The following is a 20,140-nucleotide window of genomic DNA, read 5'->3' as shown; positions in this document are numbered from 1 at the left end:
GTGCCTCGGGCGGTGCGGTCCTGGATGCGGTACGCGACGCTCCGGAGTGGGTCCTGGTAGCTCCGGAGGTGCCGGTCCGCGGACGGTTGGTCCGTGTAACGGGGCAGTTCCCGTATTCAGGGGCATCGAAACATGATGATCTGTGACGGTTTGTCGGTTTCCCGTGGCCGAACTCGCGGGTGCTGGGCCGCCTCCGCCGGGTACGGTCGTCCCGGACGACCGTGGCGGACCCACGGCGCGAACGGGGAACGGTGGTCTAGGTGGCACAGGGCTGGTGGATGTCCCGGGTGGCGGTCCGGCTGGGCAGCGCGCTGCAACAGCGGGCGGCCATCGCGGCCGCCATGGTGGAGCAGCACGAACAGCTTCCGACGCCCCGGGACCCCGAGCCGGTGGTGGTCGAGGTCAGGCCCGAGCCGGTCCGCGAGTTCCACGCACCCCGCCCGGCCACCCCGGCCGACGCGGTGCCCTGGGGCCTGCGGGTGGCGGCCGAGTCGACCTGGCGGCTGCTGCTGCTGGCCGGCGCGCTCTACCTGCTGTTCCGGGTGGTCGACATGCTCCGGCTGGTCGCCTTCGCGGTGCTGGCCGCCCTGCTGATCTCCGCGCTGCTGGAGCCGACGGTCTCCTGGCTGCGCCGCCTCGGCGTGCCGCGTTCGCTGGCGGCGGCAGGAACGTTCCTGAGCGGGGTGGCGGGCATCGGGCTGGTCGGCTGGTTCGTGGTCTGGCAGGTGACCACCAACCTGCACTCGGTCACCGACCAGGTCCAGGTCGGCGTCGAACGGATCCGGGACTGGCTGGTCACCGGGCCGCTGCACCTGACGCAGCAGCAGATCACCGACTTCGCCAAGCAGATCTCCACCGCGATCGGCACCAACTCCGAGCAGATCACCTCCGCCGGGTTCACCGGCGTGACGATCGCGGTCGAGGTGCTGACCGGCGTGGTGCTGACCGCCTTCACCACGTTCTTCCTGCTCTACGACGGCGCCCGGATCTGGGGCTGGGCCCTCGGCATGCTGCCCCGGCAGTCCCGTTACGCGATGGCGGGCGCCGGGCCGAAGGCCTGGGCCACCCTGACCGCGTACGTGCGCGGGACCGTCTGCGTGGCCTTCATCGACGCGCTCTGCATCGGGATCGGCATCCAGCTGCTCGGCGTCCAACTGGCGCTGCCGCTGGCCGTGATCGTCTTCCTGGGGGCCTTCGTGCCGCTGGTCGGCGCGCTCGTCACCGGGACCATCGCTGTGCTGATCGCGCTGGTGACCCAGGGGCCGTTCACCGCGCTGATGGTGATGGTCGTGCTGGTCGCGGTCCAGCAGATCGAGGGGCACCTGCTGCAACCGCTGATCCTCGGCCGGGCGGTCCGGGTCCACCCGCTCGCCGTGGTCCTCGGGGTCGCGGCGGGCACCATCGTCGGCGGCATCGGCGGTGCGATCGTCTCCGTCCCGCTGATCGCCGTCACCAACACCGTGGTGGTCCACCTCCGCCGCCGCGCCGCGGCCGGCCAGCAGGTCTTCGAGGCCCTGGAAGCCGCGCGCGTCAACGGAGGTTGAGCGGGCATGCGCCAGGGGCCCGGAGAACGGTGTCGTTGTTCTCCGGGCCCCTGGCTGAAAAACCTCGTGCCTACAGTGCGGCGAGCACGGCCTCGGAGTCGAGGGTGGCCGCCACGGCCTGCAGCACTGCCGCGATCTTGATCGACGCCTGGATGACCTCGCGGTCGACGCCCGCCTTGCGGAGCACGCCCTCGTGCGAGTCGAGGCACTGACCGCAGCCGTTGATCGCCGAGACGGCGAAGCACCACAGCTCGAAGTCGGCCTTCTCCACGCCCGGCGTGCCGATGATGTTCATCCGCAGCCCGGCCCGCATCCCGCTGTACTCCTTGTCGGAGAGCAGGTGGGTGGTCCGGTAGTAGACGTTGTTCATCCCCATGACGGCGGCCGCGCCCTTGGCGGCGTTGTACGCCGCCGGGCTCAGCTCGGCCTTGGCGACGGGCTCCAGCTCACGCAGCACTGCCGGCGAGCGAGTCGCCATGGCGCAGGAGAGCACGGTGCCCCAGAGCTGCTGGGCGGGCAGCTCCGAGTTGCCTATGACCGCGCTCAGGTTGAGCTTGAGGTCCTTGGCGTAGTCCGGCAGAGCGGCCTTGAGCTCGTCCAGTGCCACGGGTCAGCCCGCCAGCAGGGTCTGGGCGTCGAGGGTGTCCTCGCCCTTGGTCCAGTTGCACGGGCACAGCTCGTCGGTCTGCAGGGCGTCGAGGACCCGCAGGACCTCCTTGGGGTTACGGCCGACGGAACCGGCGGTCACCATGACGAACTGGATCTCGTTGTTCGGGTCCACGATGAACACGGCGCGCTGGGCGGTGCCGTCCGCGCCCTCGACGCCGCAGGCCCGCATCAGGTCGTGCTTGACGTCGGCCATCATCGGGAAGGGCAGGTCGCGGAGGTCCTTGTGGTCCTTGCGCCAGGCGTGGTGCACGAACTCGGAGTCGCCGGAGACGCCGAGAATCTGGGCGTCGCGGTCGGCGAACTCCTCGTTCAGCTTGCCGAACGCGGCGATCTCGGTCGGGCAGACGAACGTGAAGTCCATCGGCCAGAAGAAGACGATCTTCCACTTGCCCTCGTAGGACTTGTGGTTGATCTCGGCGAAGGCGTTCGCGGCGTCGAGGTCGACACAGGCGTTGAGTTCGAACTCCGGGAACTTGTCACCGATCGTAAGCACGTTCGCTTCTCCAGGCTTGGAAACTGAGGGAAAGTGTCCGCATTGCGGACAGCATCCACAGTCGCATACGCCAACTGATAGCGGAAATCGTTAGACTTGATCCGATTGATCGGAGTCAGCTATCAGTACCGTGAACCCCAAGCCCCGCACCCCCACCCTCGCCCAGCTGAGGGCCTACCTGGCGGTCGCCGAGCACCGGCACTTCCGCGAGGCCGCCGCAGCGGGCGGCACCAGCCAGCCCGCGCTCTCCGGAGCGGTCGCCGCGTTGGAGGAGGCGCTCGGCGCGCAGCTGATCGAGCGTACGACGCGGCGGGTCATCATCACTCCCCTGGGGGAGCGGGTCGCCGATCACGCGCGCCGGGTGCTGTCGGCCCTGCACGCCCTCACCGAGGAGGTCGAGGCGGCCCGCCGCCCCTTCACCGGGCCGCTGCACCTCGGGGTGATCCCGACCGTGGCTCCGTACCTGCTGCCGACCGTGCTCCGGCTGGTCCGGGACGGCTACCCCGAGCTCGAACTGCACGTGCACGAGGAGCGCACCCCCGCCCTGCTGGACGGCCTGGCCGCCGGGCGGCTCGACGTGCTGCTGCTGGCGCTGCCCTCCGGCGGTTCCTCGCCGACCCGGGACATCCCGCTGTTCGACGAGGACTTCGTGCTGGTCACCCCGCCCGACCACGAGCTGGCCGGGCGGACCGACGTGCCCCGGGACGTCCTGCTCGACCTGGACGTGCTGCTCCTGGAGGAGGGGCACTGCCTGCGCGACCAGGCCCTCGACCTGTGCCGCGAGGTCGGTGCCGACGGCACGGGCGGCTCGACCCGGGCCGCCGGGCTCTCGACCCTGGTCCAGCTGGTGGCGGGCGGGCTCGGGGTCACCCTGCTGCCGGCCACCGCCCTGGACGTCGAGGCGGGCCGGACCGACCGGCTGGCCGCCGTCCGGTTCGCCCATCCGGCGCCGGGCCGCCGGATCGGTCTGGCTACCCGTCCCGGCTCGGCGCGGACGCCGGAGTACGAACGGTTCGCCGACTCGCTGCGCGAGGTTCTCGCCGAGTTGCCGGTCAGGATCGTGTCGTGACGGGTAATCACTCCTTGGGCTCGGTCCGAGGCTGACCGCGCGAACGGGGAGGGGTGGGCGGATGTACGTCTCCAGGCTCGAAGTGGAGAACCTGCGCGGTTTCCGGGGCGCCAGGAACGTCGATCTCGACCTGACCAGGCCGGACGGCTCGCACGCAGGCTGGACGGTGCTGGCCGGACCGAACGGCGCGGGCAAGAGCACCCTGCTGGCGGCCCTCGCGGCGGCGCTGGGCGAGGAGACCGATCCGGCGGGTTGGCTGGCGCCGGGTGCGGACGAGGGCGGCATCCGGCTGGACGGTGCGCACTGGCGGGTCACCCGTACCGACGATGGCTTGAGCGCGCGCCGCAACGGCGCGCACGGTTTCTGGGCCTGCTACCCCGCCCGGCGTGAACTCACCGACGGTGTCGGCTGGTTGGTCGGCCAGCAGCTGCAGGCCCTGGAGTACCGGCCCGGCGCGGTCGAACTGGTCGCCGGGGTCAGGGGGCTGCTCGACGACGGGCTGCTGCCGGCCGGCCACCGGATCGGCCGGATCGACAGCGACGGAGTCCAGATCGACGTCGGCGGCACCGAGTACGGTCTCTCCGGCGGCTTCGCCGCCGTGGTCGGCCTGGTGCTCGGTCTGCTGGCCCGGACCCACCACGCCTATCCGGAACAGGAGTTGGTGATCGAGGGCACGCCGCCCAGCGTGCCGGTGCCCGGGGTGGTGTTGATCGACGAGGTCGAGGCGCACCTCCACCCGGAATGGCAGCAGCGCCTGGGCGAGTGGCTGGTCGGGCACTTCCCCCGGCTCCAGTTCGTCGTCAGCACCCACAGCCCGTACGTCTGTCAGGCGGCCGACCCGGGCGGTCTGGTCCGACTCCCGGGCCCCGGCGAGGAGTCGGCGCCGTACGTGCTGGACGAGGACCTGTACCAGCGGATCGTCTACGGCAGCGGGGACGATGCCGCGCTGACCGAGCTGTTCGGGCTGCCGAGCGTCTACTCGCCGCAGGCGGAGGCCGAGCGGCGGCTGCTGATCGCGCTGGAGCGCAAGCTGTACGCAGGCCACGCCTCCAGCGCCGAGGTGGCCGAGTACCGCGAGCTGGGTGCCCGGCTGAACGCCTCGCTGTCGGCCAGGGTGGACGAGGCGAGGGACAGGCTGGGCGGTGCCCGATGATCCCGCTGCAACGTCCGCCGCTGACCGACCAGTTGGCGGCCGACCTGGCCCGCCGCACCGAGGCGATCCGAAAGGCAGGACCGACCACGGCGACCGGCCGGGCGGCCTGGCGGACCGCACGTGACCCCAAGGCCAAACTGCGCACGCTGCTGCACCGGATGACGCCCGGACTGCTGCGCTGCATGTACTGCGGCGACAACCTGGGCACCGACATCGACCACTTCGAGCCGATCGCCCGCGCGCCGCTCCGCACCTTCGACTGGCACAACCACTTGCTGGCCTGCGCCTACTGCAACTCCAACCAGAAGCGCGACCGCTTCCCCTGCGACCCGGCCAGCGGAATGCCGCTCCTGATAGACCCGGCCACCGAGGACCCGGCCGACCACCTGCGGCTCTACCTGGAGTCCGGCGCTTACCAGGGCCTGACCGCCAAGGGCCACGCCACCATCGACGTCTTCGCCCTCAACTCCCGCGCGGAGCTGGTCCGTGGCCGCCGACTGGCCTTCACCGTGGTCAAGGCGCTGCTCCGTGACTGGCACACCCGTACGGCGGCCGGCGACCACGCCACCGCGGCCGAGATCGCCGACGCGATCGACCTGCTCTGGCAGGCCGACGTGGTCCGTGCCGTGTACCGGCTGGCCGGCAACCGCCCGCTGGCCGAAGTGGTGCTGGGCCCGGAGGCGTTGGAGGCACTGACCGCCCTGGCCTGACCGCCCTGGCCTGACCGCCCTGGCCTGACCGCCCTGGCCTGGGCGTCAGGCGCCTCCGTCCTTCGGCAGCCGTTGCTCGAACCACACCACCTTCCCCGCTCCCAACCGCGTCGCCCCCCACCGCTCGGCGCAGCGCGCAACTATCTGCAACCCCCGCCCCCGCTCCTCCTCCGGCCCGGCCCGCCGGGCCCGGGGCAGCAGCGCACTGTCGTCGCCCACCTCGCACCGCAGCACCGATGTCCGCACCAGCCGCAGCGTCACCGGCCGGGTCGCGTGCTGGATCGCGTTGGTGACCAGCTCGCTCACCATCAGCTCGGTGTTCTCCGCCAGCGTCTCCAGTCCCCACCGGCGCAGCGCGTGCCCGGCCAACCGCCGTGCCCGGCCCGGGGTTTCGTGCCGGGGCTGGAGGTACCAGTACGCCACATCCCCGGCCGGGATGCCGTCGAAGGCGGCGGACAGCAGGGCGACGTCGTCGGCCCGGTCGCCGGGCGGCAGGATGCGGAGCGCCTCCTGGCAGAGGTGCTCGGGGGAGTGCCGGTGCGCGCCCTCCAGCCGGGCCCGGAGCAGTTCCAGACCGGTGGTCAGCGACCGCCGCCTGGACTCCACCAGGCCGTCGGTGAACAGGACCAGCGCCGAACCGGGCGGCGCGGGCAGCTCGACCGAGGTGAAGTCCACCCCGCCGACGCCGATCGGCGCCCCGGGCGGCAACTCCAGCAGCTCGGCCCGCCCGTCGGGACCGACCAGCACCGGCGGTACGTGACCCGCGTTGGCGAGCACCACCCGGTTCGCGATCGGGTCGTAGACCGCGTACACGCAGGTCGCCAAGTGCTGCTCCCGGCCCAGGCGTTGGGCCTGCTCGTCGAGGTGGTAGAGCACCTCGTGCGGGGGCAGGTCGAGGGCGGCGAGGGTCTGCGCGCTGGTGCGCAGCTGGCCCATGATGGCGGCTGAGGTGAGCGAGTGGCCCATCACGTCGCCGACGATCAGGGCGACCCGGTTGCCGGGCAGCGGGACGGAGTCGTACCAGTCCCCGCCGACCTGGGTGCCGCGCTCGCAGGGCAGGTAGCGGTGCGCCAGCCGGACGCCGGTCCGCTGCGGCAGGTGGGTGGGCAGCATGCTGCGCTGCAACTCGTCGGCGATCTCCCACTCCCGCGAGTAGCGCAGCGCGGTGTCCACCGCCAGGCCGCCCTGGGTGGCCAGATGGGCGGCGGTCGCGGTGTCGGTGGCGTCGAAGGCCATCGCGGAGTCGTACGCGGAGGTCAGCTCGAAGGCGTCCGAGGCCCGGGGGTTGCCGCCGAACGGCGTCGGCCCGGGTGCGGCCGGGGTGGTCTTGCCGGGCCGCCGGATCAGCAGCAGCAGACCGAGCACCGTCTTGCGGCCGCGCAACGGTAGGGCAAGCAGCGCGGTGCCGCTGGCGAGCCGGCCCAGCGTGCGGGCGCCGTAGAGCTCCTCAAGCAGCGGCCGGAGCCGGGCGGCTGAGGGGGTGCCGAGCACCACGGGACCGGTCGGGAACTGCTGGTCGAGCGCCCTGGCCACCGGCCCGCCGGGCCGCAGCCGACGCGTCCCGGCCCGGCGGCCGAGCCGGGTGCCGTGCCGGCGGTGGATGGTCAGCGCGACCGGGCTGCCCGGGTCGCGCTCCAGGTCGGGCAGCGGCTCGCGCAGGTGCACCACGGCCGCGTCGGCGAGCGCCGGGACCAGCACCTTGCCGAGGTTGCGAAGCGTCGCGGCGAGGTCGAGCGAGGTGTTGATCCGCCGGGTAGCGCTGTCCAGGTACGCCAGCCGCTCGGCCGTGCGGGCCCGCCCGCCCGGCAGCGGCGGCGGCCGGCGCTGGGACGGTACGGCGGGAGGCTGCCCGGTGAGGGGCTCGGTGAGGTCGCGCACGGGCTGCCGTTCTGCGAGAGGAGAGCTGGGGACCAACAGTCGATCAGCCGACCCGTCGACAGCGGAGGAACAGTTGCTCCTCCGGCGGCAGGGTGGTGCTGGCGGGGGCGTACGGGTGGCCGGAGTGCGCCTCGACCGCGAACCCGGCCCGGCGCAGCGTCTGCTCCAGCTCCTCCCGCAGGTAGCCGCTGATCCGTATCTCGTGGCCGAGGAACGGCAGCGGGGCGTGGTCGAGATCCGCCTCGACCATGCCGAGCGCGAGCAGGCCGCCGGGCCGGAGCAGCGTCCGGATCCGCCCGAGCACCTCGGGGATCTCCGCCTGCGGCAGCATGATGAGCGAGAAGAACGCGGTGGCCGCGGCGTACCGGCCCGCCGCCCCGGGCCCCAACCCGGCCGCGCCCCACGCCCGGACGGCCCGCTCGGTGGCGAGGTCGTACATGTCGATCCGGTGGTACCCGGCGGCCGGCACGCCCCGCCTGGCCAGCCGCAGCATGCCGTCCGAGAGGTCGACCCCGGTCACTCGCAGGCCGCCCTCGCTCAGCTGGCGGACCGTCGGATCACCGGTGCCGCAGCCGACGTCCAGCACCTCGGCACCCGGCTCCAGCGTGTGGAGCAGCCACTCACCGCAGGCCAACTGGCCTGCCTTGTCCGGAAACGCCTCGGCGTAGCGGGCGCCGATGGTGTCGAAGGCCACGGCCTGGAGTGCGCGTTCGGTGCGGCGGCGGTCCTGGTGGGCGGCGGAAGGCCCGTGGCCCCGGGCGGGATCGGATATCTGTCCGGTCGTCACGATTGAGAGGCACCTTTCCACCCTGGCCGCCACCCGCCGGTGCCCGGGCTGCCTCCTGGCGGCGCCGTCCACCCTGGCGTGACGGTCCGTCACGCTCCCGCGTCACTCTGCGTTGCGTCGCCGCGCTGCCTGTCGCTCCGCTCCCCTTGCCCGGCCCCGCCCGTCACTACGTCGCTGGCCTCCGAGAATAGGCGCGATCAACCGACCATAGGGTTCATTTCCGGCCAACTCGTGGTTGTCGGGATGAATATGGCCGGGATGACCGGAGCGCTCCGGAGCGGTCCGGGGTGGTGCGCGATCCCGCCTCACGCCGAGTGGCGCGAGGGGGTGGCCCGCGCTCATCCGAGACCGCCCGGGCGTTTATCGGATGTCAATCGGGCGGTGCCAGAGTAGGGACCAGCGCCGGGGAAGCGTCAAGGTGCTGCCGCAGCCGGGGGGCTGCGGGAGCACCGACGCGCGAGGGGGACCTGTCGGGGGACAGGAGATCACGGCGCGGGGGGTGCGGCGGGCTCGGTGTGCTGTTGCTGCTCGATGAGGTCCTGCACGGGGAGGACCTCGGGCACACCGAGCCGCGTGAACACGGCGAGCGCCTCCTGAAGACAGGCCAGCCCACGGGCGGGCTGACCCAGTTTCAGGAGCGCCTCGCCGAGCGCCGCGTTGGCCAGGCCCTGGCAGTACGCGGCATCCAGCTCCTGGGCGATGGCGAGCGACTCGTCCGCGGCTTCGGCCGCCTCGGCGTACTGGCCGTCGGCGAGCAGACAGGCGGCGAGTCGGGCGAGCGAGTAGCCTTCCCAGATCCGGCGCTGCTCGGCCTGGTAGAGCTGGTGCGCCTCGCGCAGGTGCGGCGCGGCCTCGCCGGGGGAACCGGTGGAGCGGAGCACTACACCGAGTTGGTAGAGCGTGTCCGCGAGGCAGGGGATGTTCCCGGAGGCCCGTGCGGCGGTGACCGCCGCCCGGGCGGACCGGGCGGCGTCCGTCGGCTGCCCGACGCCGAGGTAGGCGCGCGCGATGTTGCCGAGCAGCCTGGCCTCGCTGACCGTGGCGCCGAGACTGCCGCTGATGGCTCGGGCCTGCTCGAAGAACGGCAGGGCCTCGGCCGGCCGGTCGGCCAGGAAGATCACGACGGCGAGCAGGTTGGCGGCGGCGATCCGCAGGTGGGTCCGGTCACCCGGCCCCTGCAGCTCCAGGCTCCGCCGGAACGACAGCTCGGCATCGCTGTACTCCCCGGCGACGTGTTGGAGGAACCCGAGGGCGAGACTGATCCGGGCCAGCGCGGCCCGGTCGCCGTGCGGCCGGGCGTTGGCCTCGGCCGTGGCCAACGCGACCCGGATGCGCTGACCGTGGGTCGGGTCCTCGACCAGGCTGTTCAGCACGGTGAGCAGGTCCACCGCGGGGCGCAGCAGTTCGAGCGGCTCCTGGACCGCCGCCTCTATGGTGCTGAGCACCAGCGCGAGTTCGGTGCGCATCCAGGCCTGGGCGGCCGGTCTGTCGGCGATCCGCGTGCCGGCGGAGACCGGACGGTGCAGGGTCTCCGGGAGCACGTCGTCGGGTTCCAGGGCACGGGCCGCGTTCCGCATCGTGGCGAGCAGCGTGTCCAGGAGCCGAAGCAGGGACTGCTGTTGCTCGCCGGTGTCCTTCAGCTTCTCGTTCTGCCGCTGCGCGAACAGTCGGAGCAGGTCGTGGTAGCGGTACCGGCCCGGCGTGAAGCACTCCAGCATGTTGGCCTCGACCAGGGCCTCGGCCAGCGACTCGGCCTCCTCCTCGTCGGTGCCGAGCAGCGCCGCGACCGCCTCCAGCGGGAGGTCGGGGGAGTCCACCAGGGAGAGCAGCCGGAAGGCCCGGGCCTCCGCGGGCTGGAGCTGGCCGTACCCGAGGCCGATGGTGGTCTCCACCGCCAGGTTCCCGAGCTGGAGCTCGTGCAGCCGCCGCCGCTGGTCCGCTAAGCGCCGGGCGAGGTCCGAGACGCTCCAGCGCGGGCGGCTGGCCAGCCGGGCGGCCGCGATCCGGACCGCCAGCGGCAGGAAGCCACAGGCCGTCACCACTGCGAGCGCGGCCTCCGGTTCGGCCTCGACCCGCTGGCTGCCGACGATGGCCGAGAAGAGTGCCAGCGCCTCGTCGGGCGTCAGCTCCTCGACGTCGACCAGGTGCGCGCCGGCCAGGTCGGCCAGCCGGGAGCGACTGGTCACCAGCACCGCGCTGCCGGACACCCCGGGGATCAGGGGGGACAGCTGCCGGGCGTCCTTGGCGTTGTCCAGCAGGATGAGCATCCGGCGGTCGGCGAGCAGGGAGCGGTAGAGCGCCGCGCGCTGCTCCAGAGTGTCCGGGGTCTCGGTCGAGCCGAGCGCGTAGAGGAAGTCGCCCAGGACGACCGCGGGGTCGGCGGGGGAGGCGCTGGGCCCCCGCAGGTCGACGTAGAGCTGCCCGTCCGGGAACTCGGAACGGATGCTGTGCGCGAGGTGGACGGCCAGGGTGGTCTTCCCGACGCCGCCGATGCCCGCCAGCGAGGTGACCACCACGGCCTGGCCGGAGCCGCTGCGGAGCACGTCCCGGAGCTCCTCCACCAGTTCGGTACGCCCACTGAAGTCCGACACGTCGGCCGGGAGTTGGGCGGGCGGCACGAAGGCCGCGGCCTCCTCCTGGTCGACGCTCCTGGAGTCGGCCGGAGCCGGCATCAGGGTCGGGTCGGCGGCGAGGATCCGGGAGTGCATGGAGGCCAGGCCCGCCCCGGGCTCGACCCCGAGCTCCTCGATCAGGAGCTTCCGGGTGTCGGCGTAGACGCCCAGAGCCTCGGCCTGGCGGCCGCAGCGGTAGAGGGCGAGCATCAGCAGCTCGCGCAGTCCCTCGCGCAGCGGGTGCTCTGCGGCGAGCGAGCTGAGCTCGGTCACCGTCTCCGCGTGCAGGCCGATCTCCAGGGCCGCCGCGCAGCGCTCCTCGCCGGCTGAGATCTGACGCTCCGCCAGCCGGCTGCGGTGCGCATCGGCGTGAGGGCCGGGGATGCCGGCCAGCGGACGGCCGGTCCAGAGCGAGAGCGCGGAGGCCAGCAGCCGGTGTGCCCTGCGGTAGTCGCCCTCGGTCTTGGCCACTGCGGCGTTGGCGAGTTCATGTTCGAAGACCGAGAGGTCGAGCGACTCCGGCGCGATGCGCAGCGCGTACCCGTCACTCACCGAGACCAGCAGCTCGGCGGGCGCGCGCACCTCGCGGTCCGGCTCGATCAGCGCGCGCAGCCGGGAGACGTAGGTCCGCAACGCGGCCACCGCCTGCGGCGGAGGCCGGTCGCCCCACAGGCCGTCGACCAGGTCCTGGGTGGTGACCGGGCGGCCGTGGTTGAGCAGTAGTGCGACCAGGACGGCCTGCTGTTGCGGTGAGCCGAGTGCGAGCTGCTGCTCGCCGCGCCACGCCTGCACGGGGCCGAGCACCTGGAAGCGCAGTGGGTGCGGTTGCCCCTGTAGCTCCATTGAGAGATCCCCCGATGATGGCCAAGTGAGGCGCCAGCTTATGAGGAAGCCGGCAAACGCTGGAGAAGCAGACGGACCTCGTGGTGTTTATAAGACATTTAGCGGGATCCACGATACTGGGCCTCGGCCCTGACCCGTCCGTCCGGGCTGACACACAATCTCATTACCGGAAAGGCGGCGTCATGGCCGACACCGAGACCACCACCACGACTCCGGCCGAGACCCAGCCGGTGGCCGAGGTCGTACCTGTCGAGCAGACCCTCACCGCCGCGGACCCGGAGGCCCAGCTCCTCAAGGTCCTTGAGGTCCTGGACACCGATGTGCCGGAGACCGAGGTAGCGCCGGAGGCCGAGGCTCCGAAGAAGGACGGCGGCTTCGAGCCGCTCGGAACGGTGATCAACCTCCCGTAGCGCAGTCGAGTGCCCCGCCCCACCGCCCAGGTGGTGCGGGGCACTCGCCGTTACTCCGCCGACCGCACTCGCAGGCTGGTGATCAGCGGGCCTTCGGTGACCTCCGCGAAGAAGTCGTTGCCCTTGTCGTCGACCACGATGAAGGCCGGGAAGTCCTCGACCTCGATCCGCCAGACCGCCTCCATACCCAGCTCGGCGTACTCCAGCACCTCGACCTTGCGGATGCAGTCCTGCGCCAGCCGCGCCGCCGGGCCGCCGATCGAGCCGAGGTAGAAGCCGCCGTGCTCGGCGCACGCCTTGGTGACCTGCTTCGAGCGGTTGCCCTTGGCCAGCATCACCATCGAGCCGCCCGCAGCCTGGAACTGGTCGACGTAACTGTCCATCCGCCCGGCCGTGGTGGGGCCGAACGAGCCCGAGGCGAAGCCCTCGGGGGTCTTGGCCGGGCCGGCGTAGTAGACCGGGTGGTCCTTGAGGTACTGGGGCATGCCCTCGCCCGCGTCCAGCCGCTCCTTGATCTTCGCGTGCGCGATGTCGCGCGCGACCACCAGCGTGCCGGTGAGCGAAAGCCGGGTCTTCACCGGGTACTTGGCGAGCTCGGCGCGGATCTCGGACATCGGCTGGTTCAGGTCGATCCGGACCACCGCGTCGTCCAGGTGCTCGTCCGTGGTGTCCGGCAGGTACTTGGCCGGGTCGGTCTCCAGCTGCTCCAGGAAGATGCCGTCGGCGGTGATCTTGCCCAGCGCCTGGCGGTCGGCCGAGCAGGAGACGGCCATCGCGACCGGCAGCGAGGCGCCGTGCCTGGGCAGCCGGATCACCCGGACGTCGTGGCAGAAGTACTTGCCGCCGAACTGTGCGCCGATGCCGATCTTCTGGGTCAGCTCGGTGACCTTGGCCTCCAGCTCCAGGTCGCGGAAGCCGTGCCCGGTGGCCGCGTCGCCGCTGGTGGGCAGCTCGTCCAGGTAGTGCGCGGAGGCGTACTTGGCGGTCTTCAGCGCGAACTCGGCACTCGTACCGCCGACCACGATCGCCAGGTGGTACGGCGGGCAGGCCGCCGTGCCGAGCGAACGGATCTTCTGCTCAAGGAAGTTGAGCATCGAGTCCTCGTTCAGGATGGCCTTGGTCTCCTGGTAGAGGTACGACTTGTTGGCGCTGCCACCCCCCTTGGCCATGAACAGGAACTTGTACGCGTCGCCGTCCGTCGCGTACAGCTCGATCTGGGCCGGCAGGTTGTTGCCGGTGTTCTTCTCGTCCCACATGGTCACGGGGGCCATCTGCGAGTAACGCAGGTTGAGCTTGGTGTACGCGTCGTAGACGCCGCGCGCGATGGCGGCCTCGTCGCGGCCCTCGGTCAGCACGTTCTGGCCGCGCTTGCCCATCACGATCGCGGTGCCGGTGTCCTGGCACATCGGCAGGATGCCGCCGGCCGAGATGTTGACGTTCTTCAGCAGGTCCAGCGCGACGAAGCGGTCGTTCGGGCTGGCCTCCGGGTCGTCCAGGATCCGGCGGAGCTGGGCCAGGTGTGCCGGGCGCAGGTAGTGCGAGATGTCGTGCATCGCCTCGGCGGTGAGCAGCCGCAGGGCCTCGGGCTCGACCTGGAGGAAGCGCCGGCCACCGGCCTCGATGACGCTGACGCCCTCGGAGGTCAGCTTGCGGTACGGGGTGGGATCCGCACCGAGGGGGAGGAGGTCGGAGTAGGCGAACTCTGGCGTGGGAGCCATGCGTGGAGGTCCTTAACTGATCCGGCTGCGTCGACGAAGCACCCTCAAGACTAGGTCCCGGCCGAGCGACCGGTGCGCGCAGGGGAACCTGCGTGACCGGGGTCACTCCGACTGTCGGCGAACTCCCGTTCGGGAGGCGGTCCGGTGACTAGGCTTGCCCCGTGGACAACTCGTCGTCGCAGCAGGACCAGCCGGGCCCGTCGCCCCTTCCCATGACCACGTCCGAGGCCAAGCCGGACCTGACCAAGAAGCCGTTCGACGCGGCCCCGGTGCCGGAGGCCGAGCTGCGCGCCTCGGACGCCGACCGGGAGCGGATCGCCGAGCTGCTGCGGGACGCGTACGCCGAGGGCCGGCTGACCGTCGAGGAGCACTCCGAGCGGATCGAGGCGGCCTACGGCGCCCGAACGCTGGGCGACCTCGCGCCGCTCACCAGGGATCTGCCCGCGCACCGGCCGGTCTCCACCGAGAAGCCGCAGGGCGTCGCCCACCGGGCGGCTCCGGCGCAGGCGCAGCTGCCGGCCAGGAGCGAGTCCCCGACCATCCTGGCGATCTTCGGCGGGAGCAGCCGCAAGGGCCGCTGGCGGGTCGGCTCGCACCTGCGCGCGGTGGCGGTCTTCGGAGGGGTGGAGATCGACCTCACCGACGCTGTCTTCGAGTCGCCCGAGGTGGAGATCGAGGCCTGGGCGGTCTTCGGCGGCGTCGACATCAAGGTGCCGGAGAACGTCTCGCTGCACGGCAGCGGGGTCGGCGTCTTCGGCGGCTTCGAGGTCCGGGAGCAGACCGCGGCCGACCCGTATGCCCCGGTGGTCCGGGTGAAGGGCGCGGCCGTCTTCGGCGGCTGCGAGGCCAGGCCGCGGCGTGGTAAGAAGCTCCGCGAGTGGGTGCGCAAGCAGCTCGACGGCTGACGGTCCGCCGTCGCGCGGACGGTCCGCGCCTCACGGGGCGTCAACTTCCGGGCGGGCACTCGATCCTGGGTCGAGTGCAGTCCGTAGTCGACCGCATGCGGTGTGCATGAACCTGCCGGGGGCGGGGTAGTTCCTGACGCATATCGTTTCTTGTACGGCTGTGACCCCGGGGGCGGTTGAAACCTACGGATGCCGCGAGGTGGGGTCGGTTACGGGGCAGCCGGGCAGGGAGCCTTCCCCCCGAGTTCTCTTGAGCCCGTCAGGAGTAGCCGTGCTGCATCCCATCGAGTCCAGCGCCCGTGCCGCCACCCAGCCGGCGGCCCGCAGTACCACCGCTCCGGCGGCGGTGGCGGCGCAGCGGCTCGAGCACCAGGAGGACAGTCCCTGGCACACCGGGGCGGCCTGCCGAAGGGACGAGGCCGGGCTGTTCTTCGCCCCGTCGAAGGAGCCCACGGCGGCCCGGCTGTCCCGGGAGGAGCAGGCCAAGCAGGTCTGCGCCCGCTGCCCGGTCCTGCTGGAGTGCCGGGAGCACGCCCTCGCCCAACCCGAACCGTACGGCGTCTGGGGCGGCCTCACGGCGGCCGAACGCCGGGTGGTGCTGGCCCGGCGCCGCCGCCGGGAGGCCGAGCTCCGGATCCCGACCGCCCGCCGGATAGCGGGCTGAGCCTCCGGTCCTCCGCAGGGCGCCCGGTTGCAGTGTCCAGAGCTCGAAGTCCCTGGACAGTGCAACCGGGCGCCCTGCCCACGGAGCGGGAGGCTCAGTTGGCGCGGTCGAAGTCGATGGCGCTGTAGGCCCGCAGCTTGGAGAGCTTGTGGGTGGAGTCGATCTGGCGGATCGTCCCGCTCTTCGAGCGCATCACCAGCGAGCTGGTGGTGGCGGTGGCCTGGCGGTAGTGGACGCCGCGGAGCAGTTCGCCGTCGGTGATGCCGGTGGCGACGAAGAAGACGTTCTCGCCGCTGACCAGGTCGTCGGTGGTGAGCACCCGGTCGAGGTCGTGGCCGGCATCCAGCGCCTTCTGCCGCTCGGCGTCGTCCTTCGGCCACAGCTTGCCCTGGATCACGCCGCCCATGCACTTCATGGCACAGGCCGCGATGATGCCCTCGGGGGTGCCGCCGATGCCCATCAGCAGGTCGACGCCGGTGCCCGCGCGGGCGGTCATGATGGCGCCCGCGACGTCGCCGTCCGAGATGAACTTGATCCGGGCACCCGCCTCGCGGATCTCCTTGACCAGGCCGTCGTGGCGGGGCCGGTCCAGCACCATCACGGTGACGTCCTCGACCGAGCTGCCCTTGGCCTTGGCGACCCGCCGGATGTTCACGGCGGCCGGGGCGGTGATGTCGACGTAGTCGGCGGCCTCGGGGCCGCAGACCAGCTTGTCCATGTAGAACACCGCGCTGGGGTCGAACATGGTGCCGCGGTCGGCGACGGCCAGTACGGCGACGGCGTTGGCCATGCCCTTGGCGGTCAGCGTGGTGCCGTCCACCGGGTCCACCGCGACGTCGCACTCGGCGCCGGTGCCGTCGCCGACCCGCTCGCCGTTGTAGAGCATCGGGGCTTCGTCCTTCTCGCCCTCACCGATGACGACGACGCCGTTCATCGACACGGTGGAGACGAGGGTGCGCATGGCCTTCACGGCCGCGCCGTCGGCGCCGTTCTTGTCACCCCGGCCAACCCACCGGCCGGCCGCCATGGCGGCGGCCTCGGTGACCCGGACGAGTTCGAGCGCGAGGTTGCGGTCGGGGGCCTCCGGGGCCACCACCAGGGAGCTGGGGAAGTTGCTGTGCTGGGCGGTCATCGTCGATACCTCTCTGTACGCGACGGCCAGAGCGCCCGACAAATGCCTGGTCGAACGCCGTGATGAGGGTCCTGCGATCGTATCCGCCCACCGGAAGGCTGTCTGTGGCGCACCCCCGGCTGACCCCGCGTCCCGTCTGCGGCCACCGGATTCACCCCTCCGGGAGGACCCCGGTGGTCGGGTCGGGGGAGGGGATGGTTCACGATGAGGGGGTGGCAGGGAACAGCAGCATGAGAGGCCGGCAGACCGTACGGGACATGATCCTGTCGATGCTGGCGATCGGTGGCGTGGTCTTCGTCGGGTACCTCTTCATCCCGCACTCCGAGGGCTCGGGGCTGAAGGCGGTCGACTACCGCTCCTCGGCCGCGTCGGCCAAGCGCGCGGCGCCGTACCCGGTGCTGGCGCCGGAAGGGCTGACCGACCGGTGGAAGGCGACCTCGGTCGAGTACAACCGGGACAAGAAGCGGCCCGATGCCTGGCACCTGGGCTTCCTGACGCCCGCCGGCCAGTACGCGGCGGTCGAACAGAGCCTGGAGCCCCGCGAGAAGGCGATCACCGACGCGGCGGCGGGCGCGAAGGCCGAGGGCGGCACGACGACGATCGGCGGCCAGGAGTGGCAGCGCTACCAGGGCACGTCGTACCGGGCCCTGGTGGTCCAGAGCGGCAGCGCCACCACCGTCGTCACCGGCACCGCCGGCTGGGACGAGCTCACCGAGTTCGCCCGGTCGCTCCGGTAGGCCCCGGAACGGACCGAAGCCCCCGGCCGTGGCCGGGGGCTTCGTCGTACCTACGGGGTCACCGTCAGACGGTGGTGACGACCTCGTCGTACGCCAGGCGCGGGGAGCGCGGGTACCAGGCGTCGGCGCCCGGCTTGCCGATGTTGACGACGGCGAGCACCGAGTGGTTGCCGTCGGCGAAGAACTCCTTGTTGATGCCCTCGGCGTTGTAGCCGGTCATCGGGCCCGCAGCGAGGCCGGCGGCGCGGATGCCGACGATGAAGTACGCGGCCTGCAGGGCGCCGTTGAAGTGGGCGGACGCCTCGCGGACCGGGCGCTCGGTGAAGAACAGCTCGGCGGCCTGCGGGAAGGACGGGAGCTGGGCGGGCAGCTCCTCGTGGAACTCGTTGTCGGCCGCGAGAATGGCGACCAGCGGGGCGCTGGAGGTCTTCGCCTTGTTGCCGTCGGCCATGTGCTGCACCAGGCGCTCGCGGCCCTCGGTGGAGCGGACCAGCACCACGCGCAGCGGCTGCTGGTTGAACGCGGTCGGGGCGTACTTGACCAGGTCGTAGATCGCCTGGACCTGCTCGTCGCTGACCGGCTCGTCGGTGAAGGTGTTGGCGGTGCGGGCCTCACGGAAGAGCAGGTCCTGGGCGGCGGCGTCGAGAGCCAGGGTCATTGCGGGTCCACCTCTACGGGAAACGTATATGCGTCACGGAGCAGCGGTTTGCGCGCCGTTCGGTACGGTCCAACGTTAGGTGAAACTTAAACCATTCCGCAACTGGCGTGTGAGTCACGTCACATGGCGGGCGAACGCTACTCCCCGCCGGTCTCACCGCCCTCGGCGGCCAGCGCCGCGTCCAGCCGGGCCCGGGCGCCGTCCAGCCAGCGCTGGCAGACCTTGGCCAGCTGCTCGCCGCGCTCCCAGAGGGCCAGCGACTCCTCCAGTGGCACGCCACCGGCCTCCAGCTGCCGGACCACGTCGAGCAGCGCGTCCCGCGCCTGCTCGTAACCGAGGCTGTCGTCCGCGCTATTCCCCTGCTGCTCTGTCATTCCGTCAGCGTAGGCGCTGCGGCGGACAATTCGGGTGTGCTTCGGGCCGCCGCTGGCTACCCTCGGCGCCATGACGCCCCAGGTGAGACCCGCCGTGCCCGAGGACGCCGTCGAGCTGGTCCGGCTTCGCGGACTGATGTTCGAGGCGATGTCGGGCAGGCCGGACCCGGGCGGCTGGCAGCCCGTCGCCGAGCAGGTGCTCCGTGAACGGCTGGACGGCCCGGACGAGCTGCGCACCATGGCCGCCTTCGTGGTGGACGACCCCGACCGACCCGGGCGGCTGGCCGCCTGCGCGGTCGGCACCCTGGAGCGACGGCTCCCCGCGCCGGGGCACCCCGACGGCCTGTTCGGCTTCGTCTTCAACATCAGCACCGACCCCGCCCACCGCCGCCGGGGCCACGGCCGGGCCTGTACCGAGGCCCTGGTCGCCTGGTTCGACGCCCGCCGGGTCACCCGGATCGACCTGCACGCAACCGAGAGCGGCGAGGCGCTGTACCGCGCCCTAGGCTTCCACGAGCACTCCGTCCCGCTCTCCCGCGAGCGGCTGCTCTACTCCTGAGGAGCCGTCACCTCGAAGGCGCCCTTGGCGACCCGGGTGTGCAGCTGTTCACCGGGCGTCAGGTCGGCCGGGTCGGAGACCACCCGGCCGTCGGCGTGCTGGAGCACCGCGTAGCCGCGCTCCAGGGTGGCCAGCGGGGAGAGCGCGACCACCCGGGCCAGGGTGTGGCCGAGGTCGGACTCGGCGGCGTCCAGCCGGTGCCCGAGGACTCGCCGGGAGCGCTCCAGCAGCGCCGCGACCTGCTCGGCCGGGCCGTCCACCAGCCGGTGCGGGACGGCCAGCACCGGGCGGCTGAGCAGACCGGCCAGGCCCGCCTGCTCGCGTTCGACCCTGTGGGTGATGTGCCGCCTGGCTCGGTCCCTGAGCTGGTGCACCCGGGTCAGTTCCTCGTTCACGTCCGGCACCACCCGCTTGGCGGCGTCGGTGGGGGTGGAGGCCCGCAGGTCGGCGACGAAGTCCAGCAGTGGCTGGTCCGGCTCGTGCCCGATCGCACTGACCACCGGCGTCCGGGCGGCCGCCACCGTCCGGATCAGCCCTTCGTCCGAGAACGGCAGCAGGTCCTCCACGCTGCCGCCGCCCCGGGCCACGATGATCACGTCCACCTCGGGGTGCTCGTCCAACTGCCGTACCGCAGCGGTCACCTGGGCCACCGCCGCGGTGCCCTGCACCGGTACGTTCCGGATCTCGAAGCGGACGGCCGGCCAGCGGCGCCTGGCGTTCTCCAGCACGTCCCGCTCGGCGGCCGAACCCCGGCCGGTGACCAGGCCGACGCAGTGCGGCAGGAACGGCAGCCGCTGCTTGCGCTCGGCGGCGAACAGGCCCTCGGTGGCCAGCCTGCGCTTGAGGTGCTCCAGCCGGGCGAGCAGCTCGCCGAGGCCGACCAGCCGGATCTCGGTGGCCCGCAGCGAGAGGGTGCCCCGGGCGACGTACCACTCGGGCTTGGCGAGGACCAGCACCCGGGAACCCTCCTGGACGTCCTCGGCCACCTGCTCGAAGACCTGTCGGAAGCAGGTGACGGTCAGTGAGACGTCCCGGTCCGGGTCACGCAGCGTCAGGAACACCACGCCGGCCCCCGGCCGCCGGCTGAGCTGGGTGATCTGCCCCTCCACCCAGACCGCCCCGAGCCGGTCCACCCAGCTGCCGATGAGCGCGGAAACCTTGCCGACCGGGATCGGCGCTTCGGGAGAGCTGGTGTTGGCCATACCCGAGGCTAACCCCGCACGCC

The 20,140-nt window shown here is 72.0% G+C and carries 19 protein-coding genes; 9 read left to right on the top strand and 10 right to left on the bottom strand.

Annotation, left to right across the window (positions count from 1 at the left end; all coding sequences use genetic code 11):
• Positions 1-260: 260 nt before the first annotated feature.
• Positions 261-1,544 (top strand): AI-2E family transporter, encoded by a 1,284-nt coding sequence (locus tag ACKUU6_RS13105; RefSeq protein WP_407988683.1) that lies wholly within the window; start codon positions 261-263, stop codon positions 1,542-1,544.
• A 70-nt stretch (positions 1,545-1,614) separates the two neighbouring features.
• Here the strand turns inward: ACKUU6_RS13105 and ACKUU6_RS13100 are convergent, their stop codons facing one another.
• Positions 1,615-2,151 (bottom strand): alkyl hydroperoxide reductase, encoded by a 537-nt coding sequence (locus tag ACKUU6_RS13100; protein WP_405019030.1) that lies wholly within the window; start codon positions 2,149-2,151, stop codon positions 1,615-1,617.
• A gap of 3 nt (positions 2,152-2,154) precedes the next feature.
• Positions 2,155-2,706, bottom strand: a complete 552-nt coding sequence (locus ACKUU6_RS13095) for a peroxiredoxin (protein ID WP_407988682.1) — start codon at positions 2,704-2,706, stop codon at positions 2,155-2,157.
• A gap of 130 nt (positions 2,707-2,836) precedes the next feature.
• Here ACKUU6_RS13095 and ACKUU6_RS13090 point away from each other — a divergent pair, with 130 nt between their 5' ends.
• From ACKUU6_RS13090 to ACKUU6_RS13080, 3 genes are all read left to right on the top strand, one after another.
• A complete protein-coding gene (locus ACKUU6_RS13090) occupies positions 2,837-3,775 on the top strand; it encodes a LysR substrate-binding domain-containing protein (protein ID WP_407988681.1) in 939 nt (312 codons plus the stop codon).
• Positions 3,776-3,836: 61 nt separating this feature from the next.
• A complete protein-coding gene (locus tag ACKUU6_RS13085) occupies positions 3,837-4,928 on the top strand; it encodes an AAA family ATPase (RefSeq protein ID WP_407988680.1) in 1,092 nt (363 codons plus the stop codon).
• On the top strand, positions 4,925-5,638 hold the full coding sequence (locus ACKUU6_RS13080) for an HNH endonuclease (RefSeq protein WP_407988679.1): 714 nt from the start codon (positions 4,925-4,927) through the stop codon (positions 5,636-5,638). The genes ACKUU6_RS13085 and ACKUU6_RS13080 overlap by 4 nt, the downstream gene beginning before the upstream one ends.
• Positions 5,639-5,683: 45 nt before the next feature.
• Here the strand turns inward: ACKUU6_RS13080 and ACKUU6_RS13075 are convergent, their stop codons facing one another.
• The 3 genes from ACKUU6_RS13075 to ACKUU6_RS13065 all read right to left on the bottom strand — a co-directional run bounded on the left by ACKUU6_RS13075 (position 5,684) and on the right by ACKUU6_RS13065 (position 11,758).
• The gene (locus tag ACKUU6_RS13075; protein ID WP_407988678.1) at positions 5,684-7,516 is read right to left on the bottom strand and encodes a SpoIIE family protein phosphatase; all 1,833 of its coding nucleotides are present in this window, start codon (positions 7,514-7,516) and stop codon (positions 5,684-5,686) included.
• Between the two features lie 43 nt (positions 7,517-7,559).
• Positions 7,560-8,288, bottom strand: a complete 729-nt coding sequence (locus ACKUU6_RS13070) for a class I SAM-dependent methyltransferase (protein ID WP_407992116.1) — start codon at positions 8,286-8,288, stop codon at positions 7,560-7,562.
• Positions 8,289-8,788: 500 nt separating this feature from the next.
• Positions 8,789-11,758, bottom strand: a complete 2,970-nt coding sequence (locus tag ACKUU6_RS13065) for an AfsR/SARP family transcriptional regulator (RefSeq protein WP_407988677.1) — start codon at positions 11,756-11,758, stop codon at positions 8,789-8,791.
• Positions 11,759-11,940: 182 nt separating this feature from the next.
• Between ACKUU6_RS13065 and ACKUU6_RS13060 the strand changes: the two genes are divergently transcribed.
• A complete protein-coding gene (locus ACKUU6_RS13060) occupies positions 11,941-12,168 on the top strand; it encodes a hypothetical protein (RefSeq protein WP_407988676.1) in 228 nt (75 codons plus the stop codon).
• A gap of 50 nt (positions 12,169-12,218) precedes the next feature.
• Here the strand turns inward: ACKUU6_RS13060 and ACKUU6_RS13055 are convergent, their stop codons facing one another.
• Positions 12,219-13,886 carry a fumarate hydratase gene (locus tag ACKUU6_RS13055; RefSeq protein WP_407988675.1) on the bottom strand — a complete coding sequence of 556 codons (1,668 nt, stop codon included), beginning with the start codon at positions 13,884-13,886 and terminating at the stop codon, positions 12,219-12,221.
• Between the two features lie 212 nt (positions 13,887-14,098).
• Between ACKUU6_RS13055 and ACKUU6_RS13050 the strand changes: the two genes are divergently transcribed.
• Both ACKUU6_RS13050 and ACKUU6_RS13045 read left to right on the top strand, forming a co-directional pair.
• Positions 14,099-14,791 carry a DUF1707 SHOCT-like domain-containing protein gene (locus ACKUU6_RS13050; protein WP_407988674.1) on the top strand — a complete coding sequence of 231 codons (693 nt, stop codon included), beginning with the start codon at positions 14,099-14,101 and terminating at the stop codon, positions 14,789-14,791.
• 274 nt (positions 14,792-15,065) lie between these two features.
• Positions 15,066-15,455 (top strand): WhiB family transcriptional regulator, encoded by a 390-nt coding sequence (locus tag ACKUU6_RS13045; protein WP_407992115.1) that lies wholly within the window; start codon positions 15,066-15,068, stop codon positions 15,453-15,455.
• 94 nt (positions 15,456-15,549) lie between these two features.
• Here ACKUU6_RS13045 and glpX read toward each other — a convergent pair whose 3' ends face one another.
• Positions 15,550-16,587, bottom strand: coding sequence for a class II fructose-bisphosphatase (gene glpX / locus ACKUU6_RS13040; protein ID WP_407988673.1), 1,038 nt, complete (start codon positions 16,585-16,587; stop codon positions 15,550-15,552).
• Between the two features lie 230 nt (positions 16,588-16,817).
• Between glpX and ACKUU6_RS13035 the strand changes: the two genes are divergently transcribed.
• Positions 16,818-17,324: a DUF4245 domain-containing protein gene (locus tag ACKUU6_RS13035; RefSeq protein WP_407988672.1), complete on the top strand. Its 507-nt coding sequence runs from the start codon at positions 16,818-16,820 to the stop codon at positions 17,322-17,324.
• 64 nt (positions 17,325-17,388) lie between these two features.
• On the opposite strand, the gene ACKUU6_RS13030 is transcribed toward ACKUU6_RS13035, so the two are convergent.
• On the bottom strand, positions 17,389-17,982 hold the full coding sequence (locus ACKUU6_RS13030; RefSeq protein WP_407988671.1) for a malonic semialdehyde reductase: 594 nt from the start codon (positions 17,980-17,982) through the stop codon (positions 17,389-17,391).
• A gap of 137 nt (positions 17,983-18,119) precedes the next feature.
• Entirely contained in the window at positions 18,120-18,356 is a 237-nt protein-coding gene (locus ACKUU6_RS13025; protein WP_407988670.1) for an exodeoxyribonuclease VII small subunit, read from the bottom strand.
• A gap of 70 nt (positions 18,357-18,426) precedes the next feature.
• Between ACKUU6_RS13025 and ACKUU6_RS13020 the strand changes: the two genes are divergently transcribed.
• A complete protein-coding gene (locus ACKUU6_RS13020; RefSeq protein WP_407988669.1) occupies positions 18,427-18,915 on the top strand; it encodes a GNAT family N-acetyltransferase in 489 nt (162 codons plus the stop codon).
• Here ACKUU6_RS13020 and xseA read toward each other — a convergent pair.
• Positions 18,906-20,117 (bottom strand): exodeoxyribonuclease VII large subunit, encoded by a 1,212-nt coding sequence (gene xseA / locus ACKUU6_RS13015; RefSeq protein WP_407988668.1) that lies wholly within the window; start codon positions 20,115-20,117, stop codon positions 18,906-18,908. The genes ACKUU6_RS13020 and xseA overlap by 10 nt on opposite strands.
• Between the last annotated feature and the right edge of the window lie 23 nt (positions 20,118-20,140).

The organism is Kitasatospora sp. CMC57 (genome assembly GCF_045866025.2).
Lineage (GTDB): Bacteria > Actinomycetota > Actinomycetes > Streptomycetales > Streptomycetaceae > Kitasatospora.
Note: the sequence above shows the minus strand (reverse complement) of the source record. Positions and strands in the feature narration are given on the sequence as shown.